This is a genomic window from Enterococcus sp. DIV1283b (assembly GCF_051710965.1).
In the GTDB taxonomy this organism is placed as follows: domain Bacteria; phylum Bacillota; class Bacilli; order Lactobacillales; family Enterococcaceae; genus Enterococcus_B; species Enterococcus_B lactis.
This window is the reverse complement of record NZ_JBIOLR010000001.1, coordinates 776,769-791,118: the sequence shown is the minus strand read 5'-3', so window position 1 is coordinate 791,118 and position 14,350 is coordinate 776,769. Positions and strand designations below refer to the sequence as shown.

Here is a 14,350-nt window from a genome sequence, read left to right as displayed (position 1 = left end):
TTTAAAATCTATGACCAGTATAGCATTTCTATCCTTGGATAGCGAACCATCTGCTTACCTTTAGTAAGTTTTACTTAAATTTAACAATTGTTGCACCATTTCCGCCTTGATTTGCCGGTGCAAACTCAAAGCTTTTGACGCTCCGATGGTTTTTAAGATAATCAGTAATTCCCTTGCGAAGTGCGCCTGTCCCCTTTCCGTGGACAATAGTCACTTGAGGATAACCTGCTAGGATGGCAGAATCCAAATATTGATCTACTTCACTTAGCGCTTCCTCATATCGTTTTCCTCGAAGATCCAATTGATTCGGCACATGACTGCTAGATTCAGAGCGTACAGCATGGACAACTCGTTGTGTCGGCTCTTTTTGAGGAGCAACAGGCGTCAGTTCGTCTTCTGACACATTCATTTTTAGTATACCGATTTCTACTTGCCACTGATTCCCGTTTTTACGTAAAAGCGTTCCTCTTTGGCCGTAAGTCGTAACCAACACTTCGTCTCCCGGTTTCAATGTTTTTTGTTCTTTCGCCTTCTTCAATACTTTATTTTTCTTCAATGTTTCTTCTTGATGTAGATTTGCTAATTGGGTCTTTGCATCGATCAACTGATGCTCTTTCACATTTCCTTGCCCGATCTGCTGTTGCATTTTACGAATATCAGCAATGATTTTTTCTGCTTTTTCTTCCGCCTCTGACACGACTTCATTTGCTTTTTTCTTTGCTTTCTCTATTTCTTTTTCACGTTCTTCAAAGAAATAGCTGTAAGCTTCTTTCAAATCATTATGAAGTTCTTGTGCTTCAGAAACAAAATGACGCATTTCCAGATATTCAGTCTCTGCCATTTTCCGGCGATTCTCTAAATCTGTGATCATTTCATTTAAATCTTGGCTCTCATCATTCATCAACTGCTTTGCTTCATTAATAACATCTGTATCAAGGCCTAATCGGCTGGAGATTTCAAACGCATTGCTTCGTCCAGGCACACCGATCAGTAAACGATACGTTGGACTTAGTGTATCCACATCGAACTCCATGCTGGCATTAATCGTATTTGCCCGATTGTATCCATAAACTTTCAATTCAGGATAGTGCGTAGTTGCCATCACATAAGCAGACTTTTTACCAAGATCATCTAAGATTGCGATGGCTAGAGCCGCACCTTCTTGTGGATCTGTTCCTGCACCAAGCTCGTCAAATAGTACCAGACTTTTTTCATTGACTTTTGATAAAATATCTACGGTGTTCGTCATATGAGAAGAAAAGGTCGATAGACTTTGCTCAATCGATTGTTCGTCACCTATATCCGCAAATACTTCTTCAAAAATACCGATTTGGCTTTCTTCTCCTGCAGGAATCGGCAACCCTGCTTGCCCCATCAGCTGTAACAGACCTAAAGTCTTCAACGTGATCGTTTTCCCACCTGTATTAGGTCCTGTAATGACGATGGCTTGATAGTCTTTTCCAATTGCGATGTCATTAGGAACTACTTTTTCCTGATCAATCAGCGGATGTCTTGCTTGTTTCAAGACGACATGATTGTCCTCACTGATTCCCGGCACGATGGCTTTTACTTCTTTACCAAATCGTGCTTTTGCATTCATCAGGTCCATTTTACCAATCACATAAGCATTGTGGATGATTTCTTGACGATGTGGAACAAGTTCTGCAGAAAGTTCACTTAAAATACGTTGAATCTCATTTCGTTCAGCGATTTGGTATTGACGCAAACGATTATTCAAATCCACCACTTGTTTTGGTTCAATAAATAAAGTCTGTCCTGAAGCACTTTGATCGTGGACTACACCGCCAAATACACCGCGGTATTCTTGTTTGACTGGGATAACGTAGCGGTCATTTCGCATGGTGATGATTGCATCACTCAAATATTTTGCGTTCTTCCCGCGGACGATTCCGTCTAACTGTTCACGAACAGCTTGTTCACTTCGACGAATGTTCTGTCTTATGATTTTTAGCTCAGGAGAAGCATCATCGGTCACGCGTCCGTCTTCATCAATTGCTTCCTTTAAACGGCGACTTAAAACAGGAATCGTGACTAGCTGATCTGCCCACATATACAAACGCGCAAATTCGATTTCACTGTCAGAAAGATCATCAATGAACCGATGCAATTCACTTGTCGTAGATAACACTCTGGAAACTTGTGCAAGCTCCACTCCATTCAAGTCTGCCCCGATTTCGATCCTTTTCATATGAGGGCGGATATTTTCAAGTTTTGGTATAGGAATCCCGCCTCGCAGACGTTGTACTTTCAACCCATCCTCAGTTTCTTGAAGCCATTCTGTGATCGTTTGTTTCTCGCTCACTGGTACCAATTCTGCCAGTTCTTCTTTTCCTTGTGCAGTCACTACAAATTGTTTGACCATTTGTTTGACTTTTTCAAATTCCAATGTTTCAAGGATTCGGTTATTCATTTTATCACCTTATCTTTCACTATGAAAAAAGGGCTGTGCCGGACATACGTTGCGCAGCCTTCTTAAATAAACTACTGTGTACAAAAAACAAAACATTCTTGTAAAAGTTTTTCTTAAAAAATATTTTCTAGCCCTATTTTCCTTAATTCAAAATATTCGTTACCCAAAGCTCATACATCTTGTTGGTAAGAAAGGGCGTTCTCTCAACGATAAAACGAGCGAAACTATGCTCGCCGAATTGATTTTGGACCACATCTAATGGAACAAAGGCAAGTAACTGCAAAATCAAAAATATAGTAACGTAAGCCATGATTAGTGACAGGATGCCTCCTGCAATCCAGTCTACCTGTCTCAAGATCGGCACATATGTCAATCCATGGACAAAGACCCCCACAAATCGGGTGATCAGCCAGCCAATCAGCAAAATGATCAGAAAAGCCGTTCCTGCATAAAAAGCTTCATCTAGGTGAAAGGCAAATACTTGATCAAAAAATGCTAATTTTGATGTCGGGGTGACAGCTGGGTATGGAATGTATAATTCCAAATGACTTGCTAATGGTTTGTAAAAATGCTGGGCAGCAATAAATGACAACACATATCCGATTGCGAATATGACTTGTAAAGCAAACCCGCGACGTGCTCCAGAAAAAAACGCGATTAGCAATAAAAATAAAATCAGCAAACTCAGCATGCTACGTTCCTTTCTCTTCTAACTTTTTTAAATTTTTCTTATTTTGATAAAAGGATCTTAATTAGAAGATTTTTGTTTGATTTGTCCTTTTCGTTTTTCATTTAAAATCTGTTGTGCTTCCACATGATTTTTAATAGTATGATCTGCTTGACCATTTTCTTTCAGTACTTCTCGAGCTTCATTCTCGATTGCTTCCATGCGTTTTACGCGATTTTCAAGCTCTGTAAATTTGATCATTTTTTTCTTTAATTCTGCTGTTTCTTCTTCTAGTTCCAAGATTCTTTCTTGTTTCTTCAATTGATCCGAAAGCGCATTGACAGCCATCAAGATCGCTGCTTGTTCATTATCCATTTGTGGTGATAATTGTTTCAATTCTGCTAACTGCTCATTGATCAGCTTCGTTACGATATCCATATGATGCTTGGTTTCCCGTCCGATAATAGTATATGTTTGGTTGGCAATCACTGCTTTGTAGCGTGTTTTTTCGTGCGCCATACGAATCATTTCCTCCTATTTGATGAAAGTTTTATTTAGTGTACCATGAAGTTGGTTCTTTCACCGTTCTCCACAAATATTTTTCACATACTTAACTATTATATGATAAACTTTAAAAAAATGCTATGTCTCGCAACCTCTTAGAAAACGAAAAGTCAGGAGTTGCGGTATAGATTTATGTATAAAAACGAGGAGAATTTTATGAGCAACGTCATTATCAAAGCAACGAACGACCAACTTAGTCAAATGAAAGCATACTATCGCTCTTATTTGTTAAATAAACAGATTCCTTATACTATCTTTGCTGCAAAAAAAGACGGGACGACCATCACTGCTTACACATCAGGAAAAGTGATGTTCCAGGGGGCAAACGCAGAAACGGAAGCTCAGCGCTGGGGACAGGCACAGGATAAACAGGCCAAACCAGCAAGAACGGTCTCTTCTTTGCCAAAAAATATCAGTCAATTATCCGTTTTAGGTAGCGATGAAGTCGGAAATGGCAGCTATTTCGGTCCACTAACAGTATGTGCTGCTTATGTGAAACGTGATCAGCTTGCAGAATTACGTAAACTTGGTGTTCGAGATTCAAAAGAGTTAAAAGATAGCCAAATCATCCAACTTGCTGATATCTTAAAAGAAACTATCCCTTACAAACTACTTGTCTTGCCCCCAGAAAAATACAATGAGATCCAGCCAAAATACAATGCCGTTCGGATGAAAGTCGCTTTGCATAATCAAGCAATCCATTTGCTGCTAAAAAAAATCGCACCAGAAAAACCAGAAGCGATTTTGATCGATCAGTTTACGCCAGAAGCAAATTTTAAAAAATATGCGCGTTTAGAAAAAAATCACTTGCAAGAAAAACTGTATTTCGTTACTAAAGGAGAACAATATCATTTAGCTGTTGCTGCTGCTTCTATCATCAGTCGTGCCAGCTTTTTAGAAGAGTTAGACAAAGCATCAGCTGAAGCTGGAATCACCCTTCCCTCAGGAGCTGGAACGAAATCTGATCAAATAGCGGCAAAACTATTAGAAAAAGGCGGCATGCCTATGCTTGAAAAATATGCCAAACTTCACTTTGCCAATACAGAAAAAGCGTTGAAGCTACTAAAAAAATAAAAGAACTGTGACAAAAAATGTGTCACAGTCCCTTATTCCGAATCAACGGTGTTCAATCATCTGACCCTCGGTATTAGCTCAACAAACGGCAAAATATGAGGAGCTATTTTTCCGTTTGTTTCTCTAATACTCAGGTCAAAACGCTGATTTCACAACCTCTTCCTTAAACGGTGTTCTCCTGCCAACTCCTCGGTCACAAGTCACAATATTCATCAAACATGAGAAGCTGTTTTTTGAAATTGCTTCTTGTGACTCGGAGCTGAACGGCAGGCTCACAACCTCTTTCTTAAACGGTGTTCCAGAAGTAGCTTCTTCGAAAAATAAGCCGAAATTTCACAAAAATTTGAGAAGCAATTTTCGTAAATTCCTTCTTATTTCTTGAAGCTGACCACTTCTGTCACAACCTCTTTCCTTATTTATTGCTGAAAATAAGTGGACAATGCTTCTGTCAAACTTGCAGCGATTTGCTGCTGATAACTGTCTGTTACTAATTCCTCTAAATCACCATCATTATTCATATAACCCATCTCGATTAAAATAGAAGGTTGAAGATTTTCTCGAAGAACTTGATAGTTCCCAGTGGAGATTCCTCTTGAATCCAGAGGCAGATCAGTGAAGGAATCAGCGATTGTTTGAGCTAATGTTTCCTCTTGTCCATAGTAATAATATGTCGTGATCCCAGTTGCTTCATTCGCATATTCCGTAGAGTCTGCGTGTAAACTGATAAAGACATCTGCCTTTTTTACTTCACTGTAGTCGCATATATCTCCAAGCTGTACTAATTCATCTGTAGTGTGGGTCAAATAAACCGTTGCTCCAGCATCCTCTAGCGCCTTTTTTACTTTTATGGCTGTACTTAATGTTATGTCCTTTTCTTCTGTTTGTTCATCATTGCTTAATGCCCCAGTATCATTTCCGCCATGCCCAGGATCTAATACAATCACTGCATCAGATAACTCTTTCGGTTTTGTTTGTATATTCTTTGTGACTTTGGTTCCATCTTCGAGGGCTAAATATCCAGTATAGCCATCATTTGTCTTAATCTGATAAGCATTTTTTGTTTCGGAAAGAAACTCCGTCAGTTCTCCGCCGTTTATAGTTGCTAATGGGGTAGTTAGCGAGTCATCTGTATATAGTGTACGGTCATTTTTTCCGATTTTGACTAATGTCTCTTGTTCTGTGTCATCAGATGATTCCTTTGTCTTTGTAACCGTACTGTTCGTACTGCTGACCGTTTGCCCAACTATCTTTTTTTGACCAAAAACATCTATTTGAAAACAGATAATAATGATAATGATTGCACATACAAAAGCTCCAATTATTTTTTTCATTCTTGACTCTCACCTCGTAGATCCAGACTAAGGGTCAAAACTTAAAATCAGCTTAAGTACGCAAAAAAGGAGCTGCGACAAACGTTTTGTCACAGCCCCGTGTTTTCAAATAAACAGCAAATTTAACCAATCAGTTCCCATGCGCCCCACTCATTAGAACCTGGTTCTTCCCCTTGATTCCACCACTTTGCCTGATAAACTTTGCCTTGATAAGTGACGATGTCTCCCTTGACATAAGCTTTTTCTGGGTGCCATTCTTCGTATCCTGGAGCAGGGTCTTCGCTTTTCGTTGTGATCGTTATCGGCAAGCTTTTCTCAGATACATTTCCAGAAGCGTCAAATGCACTGACTGTATAAGTGTACGGTGTATTTGTCTCCAAACCTGTATCTGTATATCGAGTATGAGCTGTTTGTGCTGTACGCTGACCATCACGATAGATGTAATAACCTGCCACCTGATTATTGTCTGTTGATTCTTCCCAACTCAAAGTAACTTGTGTTCCTTGAATATCTGAAACAGCTAGATTTTCGGGTACAGATGGGGGTTGCGTATCGGATGGATCCGGTATCAGTTCTTTTCCATAGATGACTTGCCGATTGATTTCCGCTCCTTCATCTCCGATTCTTTGGACTAACGCAATATGGCCAATTCGATCGACTGTTGGATTCTCATCACTTGATCTTAATCTAAATTCATAAGAAGCATCTGGCTCGATATGTTTACCGTCATATACAGAAGCTAAATCAATCACGACATATCCATTTTCTATCGTTACTGTTCCAGCTTTGTAATCTCCGGCACTTAGGCTTTCAGCTGAATGGATTGGAATATATAGTTTAGGGAATTTGATTGTTTCTTGGGCTAATTCCACTGCACTCAATACACTAGAAGTTTCGTTAAGCTGCTCGTTGTTCTTGATAGTGATGTTATAACCATTCGCACCATATTCACTATAAGTAGAAATATCTACATCAATCGCTAACGGGGAGGAAACTATTTCTTGTTCTGACAGCTTTTCGTCACCGAATAATCCTTGTTTGATCGCATTAGTCAGCTCGTCTCTCTTACTACTGTTGGTTTCCTTATCTTGTGATTGCATCCAGGAGATTACTCCACCTAATTCATTTTCTTTTACATATTCTGCTTTGTAGCTGACAGATTTGACATTGTCATAAGTAAAGAATTCTCCTGTTGTTTTACTGTACATATAAGGTGCTCTCGCTACATCATCCCAATATTCTTTTAAGTCTGCTGTTTGATCAATCAAATCAGCGATATTCCGATAAGGCCAGACGCCACCAGCTCTACCACCATTTCCTGAAACAAGATCGTTTTTGTTTTTGGCACCGTAAGAAGGTGTTTGATTGGCATCTTGGTTGCTTGCTTTTGCTGATTGGAACAAACCAGGTAGCTCTTTGTTATCCCCGCTTTCTACCTCATGCCAGCCGCGTGTATAAAAAGCTGCACCAATCACGATTTTGTCGGAAGGAGCTCCTTCTTTTTGTAAAAATTTGACTGTCTGATCGACAGAAAGACCTTCTTCATAATTAGGATCAGCTGGATTGCCATAAAGTGCCGTATGGTGAGCACTGTTTGGACTCCATGCCCCATTCAAATCATAGGTCATGATATTGGCAAAATCTACCACAGAGAATAATTTAGGAATGTCAATCCCATCATTTAATTTTTCTCTGGAAGAAGGAAGCGCTACAGATAATTCATATGTTTTCCCTAACTTTTCTCCTTGTTGATCAATTGACTCGCGAATCTCTTTTAAAAGCGTGATGTAATTCTCTTTATCTTCCGGTTTTGCATGTGGTGTTCCTTCATCGTTTACATTATCTACTAGATCTGGCTGACGGACATCAGCTGGATATTCCCAATCGACATCGACAAAATCCATATTGGTATACTTAATAAATTTCGTGATATTTTCTACTAGATTTTTACGTTTTACTGGATCAGCTGCCACTTCTGAAAAGTCTCCTGATTTTGACCATCCACCTAAAGATACGCCTATTTTTAGATTTTTATTTTTGCCGCGTAAATCTTGGATTGCATTCAAAATCCCAGAACTTGGTGTGTTCCATCCTACACCAGGTTGTTCTAAAGAGGCACCTACAGCAGCATCTTTATCTGTAAATTTCAGATTCCCCTCGCTATCAAAATCTAAGAAGGCAAAGTTCAAATGTGTTAGCTGATCCGCTGGAATATCTTGAGGAAGAAATTTTCCTTCACCATCCCAGATGGACCAATCTCCATAATACATGACATTCCGGTATTCTTTTGCTTGAACAACTTGAGCTGTTTCTTCGGCATAGACAGAGTCTTTTTGTCCTAATAACGGAGATGTGACAGACATCACCGAAGAAAATAACATTACGGCTAAACTGATTTTTTTCATTTTTGACATATTTTGAAGCCTCCTTTTGTCTATTCGTTGTGATTCATCCACCAAATAAATAGTTTCTTTCATTCTACAAATAATTAATTATTTACGTTATTAAATAAAAACACCCCCTAGATCTCCAACAGAACAAACGCACCAGAAACATTGACTTTATAATTACAAATAAACAATAACATCCTGAGATTCTATTTGCAAACGTTTTCTTTTATATTTTTTTCGTTATTTATAAGTAAATAAAAACTACATTTTGGTTAAATCTCTTTTGATAACGATTCAATTAGAATGAAATAATAAATAAAATATTCCTTGATAATTATGAGAGAATAACAAAGTTTTATGCATGAAAAACTAGCCGTATAAAAAAGAAACAAGATACAACGATTTTCGTCATATCTTGTTTCTTTACCTAACTATTTTTCTCCACATATAACAGCTTTACGTTTGTCCTAACACACCATTCAAATATAAATCGATCAATTGTGCCACATTCAGCGGTTCTTCTACAGGTCTTTTTGATCGAGTGATGTACGGTGCCAACACTAAGAAAAAATGCCTTGCTGCAATTTCTTTGGAAATCCCACTTCTTAACACGGATTGGTTTGTTGAAAAAATTTCTTCAAATGGTTCACGATAATTTTTCTTCCATAGAAAGAAAAGATGATCTCTCGTTTCACTGGAAAGATTGCTTTCAAGGTCGTGAAGCATCAGAAATAAATCAACAAGATGCGTCTCAATCAAAAATTGAGCCATTTTTGTCAACGTCACTTGAAATCTCGTTTCGCTTGTTTGGACGATTTCTCTCAACGCTTTCCCAACATCTTCTAAGTGCTTTTCTAATACTGCTGTATATAACTTTTCTTTATCACCAAAATAGTGATAAAGATTGGGCTGGGTGATCCCAACTTTTTGTGCGATCTCTCTTGTTGAAGTACCGAGATAGCCCTTGGACATGAACAAGTCAGTCGCTTCTTTTAAAATTTTTTGTTGCGTGTCTTTATTGTATCGATGGACCATTTTTCCACCTACTTTTTGGTTATTCTTTTTCTTTCAATACACCATCCTCCATCATAAATATTCTATCGCATTTGTCAATCAACCGTGTGTCGTGCGTCACCATGATCGTTGCTTTATTTTTTTCTTTTGATTCTTTTGCCAAAATATCGACTACTTCTCTTGCCTTTTCTGAATCCAAACTGGCAGTTGGTTCATCTGCTAGAATAATAGACGGATCATTGTACAATGCACGAGCAATTGCCACCCTTTGTCTTTCACCACCAGATAGTTCTTCTGGATACTTGTTGATCAGCTTATCCACGCCAAGCTGCTCAAATAATTCTTTTGCTTCTTTTTGCCGACGTTCATGTTTGATTTTATCTACTAATAACAACTGCTTTTTTACTGTCAGAAAAGGAACCAGATTTGATGCCTGCAAAATAAAACCAATTTCTTTGAAGCGGAGTTTAACACGTTCGCTTTCTTTTTGATTACTGAATTCCTGATCATTGATAAATACAGAGCCGCTGCTAGGCGTCTGCAATCCGCCTGCTAAAGTCAAAAAGGTACTTTTTCCTGAACCAGAAGGACCGATGATTGCAACAAATTCCCCTTTATCGATACTCATTGTTGTTTCTTTCAATGCTTTTACTACTTGGTCGCCATCTTGGAAACTTTTTTCTACTTCTTTAAATTCTATTGCTTTCATGTTCTTCCTCCTTCTTATCCAATGGCCTTCAGCGGATCGATTTTCACGATCGTCCGAACAGAAAATAGTGCGCCTAACACAGCCACTACCAACATCAACAAGCTAATGACGCCAAAAAATAGCCAATTGCTTTGGAATGGAACCGCATCAGGTAGAACAAGAGATGTTCCCACTGTTCCCACTAGACCAAGAAGAATACCAACAAAGGATAAAATGAATGTTTGTGCCACTACAGAGCGTGCAATAAATCCTCCCGTGATTCCTTGGGCTTTCATTACACCAAAGATATTGATTTTTTGCATCGTCAGTACATAAATAAAAATCCCGATCACGATAGCTGCAATAACAATCAAAAAGCCAATCATAAACCCAAAAGTCAATACTTGTGCATTGTATCCAGGTAATTCATTGATGAATTTAGAAATTTTGATCTGTTCCAAGTCTTCAGGTAAATCGTTGATTTTTCCTCTGACAACTATTGCATTGATCCGTGCATTCTCACTTGTGTCTTCTTTTTCGAAACGGATTTGTTGGTAAGCATTGATGGTCGTATAAAGAACCGGTGAAACATTAAACTTGGCATGATCCGTAAAACCAGTTAGTTTAAACGTCTTATCACTACCAGATAACTTAACCGTATCTCCTACGGCTAGACCATATTCTTCCTTCAGGCTAATATCGCCTATTGCCTCATCATCGTTATTAAAAGCTTTTCCTTCAACAAGATTCGGCATGATGAACTGATTTTTATCGATACCAAAGAAGCTAACATTGATTTTTCCTTCTTCTGTACTGTCTTTACTAGTCACGACTCCAGGAGTTTGGGCAAGATACGCCACTTTCCCACCTTCGACTTCTTCTGCGGTCTTCTTAGTAATCATGGACATCCCTAGATTTGAATTTGCATCTTTCGAAAGAACGATCGAATCTGCCTCCCACTTGTCAACCGCCGTTCGATTGTCTTGAGCTAAGCCATAGGCTAACCCGGTCAAAAAAAATACCAAGTAGGCGATTAAAAACATCACCCCTGCAACTAATGCGTAACGTAACTTTGAATGCATAATTTCATTTAATGCTAAAAACATTTAATTCCTCCTCTTGAAATAATTATTTTATACAATAATTTTATCACTTGATAAATTTTTGGCGAATATTATGCTCAAAATACATTTTCGCTTTTTTATTATATCTCCTTATGATGTCTAAACGCTTTTTAGTCAGTATTTTTCAGTTTTTTTATTATAAAAATAGCATTTCACATAATAAAAGACCGTGATGTTTCTCACGATCTTTTTTCTACTCTATTGCGATTTGCTCTCTTAGCTAGTACTTTAAAAGCTAACTCATTGAGATAGTGAAAGCGTGGGGTATATTCAGCCAAAAATCCAAAGTTTTCAACTGCTAACTGTGGAATCGTGGTTTTTTGTTTCACGATATCAGCAAGCAAGTTCAAATCTGATAATAAAAATTCTTTGCTTATCAGCTGTCCGCCAATTATTTCTAATGTATCTGGATGATAGATCAGCTTTGCATTTACTGTTTTATTTTCTTCATAGTATTGTGGAAATAGGTCAAACTCTCCTGAACAAGAACAGGCACTTTGTTCCAAAAATGGTGCTTCGTCTTCTGTCAACCCAACAGTTCCTAAAAAGTAATCGGTAATGACCGTTGCTGTTATCTTTTGTTTGAGATCATAAGCAGTCGGCTGCTCGCACAAAGTCAACGCTACCGCTCTCGCCATATGTACAGCTCGAGTAACTAAGGGCAAAAAGAGATGCCGTTCATTCTTGTCAAAACTGACTGGAACGATATCGCCAATCGCATAGATATCCGAATCACTTGTCTGCAGGTATTCATTGACCATCACAGTGTCGTCCTCATACAATGCCACTTTGTCTTTTAACAATGACGTATTTGGACGAGTTTGAGCAGAAAAAATGACGATATCTGCCTTCAGTGTTTGAGACAAAAGTTGTACGGATACTACTTCTTCTCCTGATTTTTTCCAATCAATCAAAAATTCATTTGGATGAAAGTTGATTTGCTTGGTTTTTAGCTGATTTTGAAAACTGCCAATCATATCTTTATCGAAATATCTTGATAAAACATTCGGCATGTAATCAACTAAATGAATCATATGTCCCTTATTTCTCAAAGCATCTGCTAATTCTAACCCAATATAACCAGCACCAAAAATCACTACTTCTTTTGCTTCTTTCAAAGCGGCAAGTACTTGTTTAGATTGCACTAGATTTTTATAGGTATAGACATTTTCAGCTTCAATTTGTTTATATAAAGTGGCAGGAGATGAACCTGTTGCCACGATTAGTTTATCATAGGTTAGGGTTTCTTTTTTTCCTTCCTCAGAAGTGAGGATGAGCTGATGTTTGTCTGGATCAAGTTCAGTTACTCTCCATTCCGTGATCAGTTTTGCACCACTTGCTTGAAGAATCCGCTCGTTGTTGGCAGCTTCAGCTAAACTATGTATCTTTCCTTTTAAATAAAGATTGATCCCATTTGAAACATAGCCTAACCCATCTTTGTGATCTTCATCGATCAACAGAACTTCTGCTTCCGGTTGAAGTTTTCGTAGATTTAGGGCAGCGGTGATGCCTGCATGGGAAGCACCAATAATCACGATTTTCATGTTTTATTCATCCTTAAATTCAATTTTTCTAAATAGCATTCTTTTAAAAATTGGTTCAAATAGGGAAAATCATAGTTAAATTCATTACTCGTAAATACAAAAACTTTAGCGGACTTCTGTGACGGGTATTCTTTCAATTGGCTAGTCAAAATGACATCATATTGCTTGTCTTTCTCGTATTCGACTAAATCATATTTGATCGTATTCAACAACTGTTCTTGAATGATTTCTTTCACGATATCCGCCATTAGCCTTTCGTAAGGAAGATCATAAGCAATTTGCAAACGCAATTCCAATTGCTTGATTAGCGTTCGTAAAATAGATGCATAGCGAGCAAATAATTCAAAACGGGCATTTTCCTCGTCTGCTTCAGTAAAATCTACAATAGCAAATGTTTGTCTGACCAGCCTTTCACATAAAACAAGGAATTGTTTATCTTCTACTTCAGTTAACCGTTGTTTCAATCCTTCTTGACCAAAAATATTCATCCATCCTCTAAAATAGGCAAAATGAGCGTGATTTTGCATCACTGTCAACGCAATCTTTTGCGAAATCTCTTCTGGAAAAGCATAGAAAGAAAAATATTCTTCTATCGATTGTTTAAACGTTCGATTCAATTGAGCCACTACGTCATCTTTGTATTTTTCGCTTATCAAAAATTCCTGAACATGTGAATTATGTGTATCTAATGTAAAGTTACTGATCATGAAAAGATAAAAAACCAACGTTTCGTTTTGGTCCCAAGGAAAGGCATATTGAAAGAAATAGCGGGTCAAAAATGTATGGAGCTCCAATAAAAATTGTGTTGTTTGAAACAATCCAACAGGAAGATTACTATAATCTGGTTTGGCTTTTTTCGTACAGCGCATCCGTTTCTTCATAATGGAAAGCCATATTTCAAATTTCAGTCGTCCTTCTTCTGTAATGGCGAAACTGAACTCTTTTTGTAGCAGATCTAAAAAAGTGTTTCCTGATAAATCGCTGTATTCTTTTTTATTTTCAAGGTAGGGACGACCAAACCAAAATAATTGAAAATAGAAATAGCGGATTTGATTTTCTGGGCCAGTCAAACGCCCGCTTTTTATTTTCAAATGAAACTCTTTTAAAGAATCATTTAATTCCTTCACTCTACGCGACAAAGTAGCCGAACTGATATTAAGTTCCATCACAAGTTTCTGCCGATCAAATGAGCCATATTCTAACAGATAAAGAAGGATTTGATATTTTGTAGAATAGCGCAAGTAGCAATGATAATAAACATCGATAGCTGCTATATTGCCATGTCTGATCAATAAAATATTTCCTTCTTGAATAACGATTTCCAGTTGTTCGATGTTTTCCAAGCTAGTTTGTAAATAAAATAAATCTTCTTTCAAGGTAGACCGATCGATTGATAAGCGGGCAAGTACGTTATTAACAGAGATCTCTCCTTTTTCCTCTAATAAAAGTTGAAAAAGTTTGATTTGCCGTTGTTCATTTTTTTCAAGCAAACTGAAAAGTTCCAAGTCCACTCCTCCAAGCAT

General features: G+C 37.8%; 11 protein-coding genes. 1 reads left to right on the top strand and 10 read right to left on the bottom strand.

The features are described from left to right. Positions 1 to 70: 70 nt before the first annotated feature. The 3 genes from IGJ53_RS03730 to zapA all read right to left on the bottom strand — a co-directional run bounded on the left by IGJ53_RS03730 (position 71) and on the right by zapA (position 3,617). Positions 71 to 2,431 carry an endonuclease MutS2 gene (locus IGJ53_RS03730; protein ID WP_438749600.1) on the bottom strand — a complete coding sequence of 787 codons (2,361 nt, stop codon included), beginning with the start codon at positions 2,429 to 2,431 and terminating at the stop codon, positions 71 to 73. 142 nt (positions 2,432 to 2,573) lie between these two features. Beyond that, entirely contained in the window at positions 2,574 to 3,122 is a 549-nt protein-coding gene (locus IGJ53_RS03725; RefSeq protein ID WP_002333754.1) for a CvpA family protein, read from the bottom strand. A gap of 57 nt (positions 3,123 to 3,179) precedes the next feature. Continuing rightward, entirely contained in the window at positions 3,180 to 3,617 is a 438-nt protein-coding gene (zapA, locus tag IGJ53_RS03720) for a cell division protein ZapA (protein WP_010732101.1), read from the bottom strand. Positions 3,618 to 3,818: 201 nt separating this feature from the next. Here zapA and rnhC point away from each other — a divergent pair, with 201 nt between their 5' ends. Continuing rightward, entirely contained in the window at positions 3,819 to 4,736 is a 918-nt protein-coding gene (gene rnhC, locus IGJ53_RS03715) for a ribonuclease HIII (protein WP_259742331.1), read from the top strand. Between the two features lie 416 nt (positions 4,737 to 5,152). Here rnhC and IGJ53_RS03710 read toward each other — a convergent pair whose 3' ends face one another. The 7 genes from IGJ53_RS03710 to IGJ53_RS03680 form a co-directional block, all read right to left on the bottom strand. Then, entirely contained in the window at positions 5,153 to 6,067 is a 915-nt protein-coding gene (locus IGJ53_RS03710) for an N-acetylmuramoyl-L-alanine amidase family protein (protein WP_259741731.1), read from the bottom strand. Between the two features lie 122 nt (positions 6,068 to 6,189). Continuing rightward, complete coding sequence (locus tag IGJ53_RS03705) at positions 6,190 to 8,481, bottom strand: glycosyl hydrolase family 18 protein (protein WP_438749597.1); 2,292 nt, start codon at positions 8,479 to 8,481, stop codon at positions 6,190 to 6,192. A gap of 432 nt (positions 8,482 to 8,913) precedes the next feature. After that, a complete protein-coding gene (locus IGJ53_RS03700; RefSeq protein ID WP_002373166.1) occupies positions 8,914 to 9,492 on the bottom strand; it encodes a TetR/AcrR family transcriptional regulator in 579 nt (192 codons plus the stop codon). A 19-nt stretch (positions 9,493 to 9,511) separates the two neighbouring features. Next, on the bottom strand, positions 9,512 to 10,180 hold the full coding sequence (locus IGJ53_RS03695; RefSeq protein ID WP_002308499.1) for an ABC transporter ATP-binding protein: 669 nt from the start codon (positions 10,178 to 10,180) through the stop codon (positions 9,512 to 9,514). A 14-nt stretch (positions 10,181 to 10,194) separates the two neighbouring features. Beyond that, positions 10,195 to 11,265, bottom strand: coding sequence for an ABC transporter permease (locus IGJ53_RS03690; RefSeq protein WP_010732097.1), 1,071 nt, complete (start codon positions 11,263 to 11,265; stop codon positions 10,195 to 10,197). Positions 11,266 to 11,462: 197 nt separating this feature from the next. Then, positions 11,463 to 12,827 carry an NAD(P)/FAD-dependent oxidoreductase gene (locus IGJ53_RS03685; protein WP_259741729.1) on the bottom strand — a complete coding sequence of 455 codons (1,365 nt, stop codon included), beginning with the start codon at positions 12,825 to 12,827 and terminating at the stop codon, positions 11,463 to 11,465. Beyond that, positions 12,824 to 14,350: a helix-turn-helix domain-containing protein gene (locus tag IGJ53_RS03680; protein ID WP_259741728.1), complete on the bottom strand. Its 1,527-nt coding sequence runs from the start codon at positions 14,348 to 14,350 to the stop codon at positions 12,824 to 12,826. The genes IGJ53_RS03685 and IGJ53_RS03680 overlap by 4 nt, the downstream gene beginning before the upstream one ends.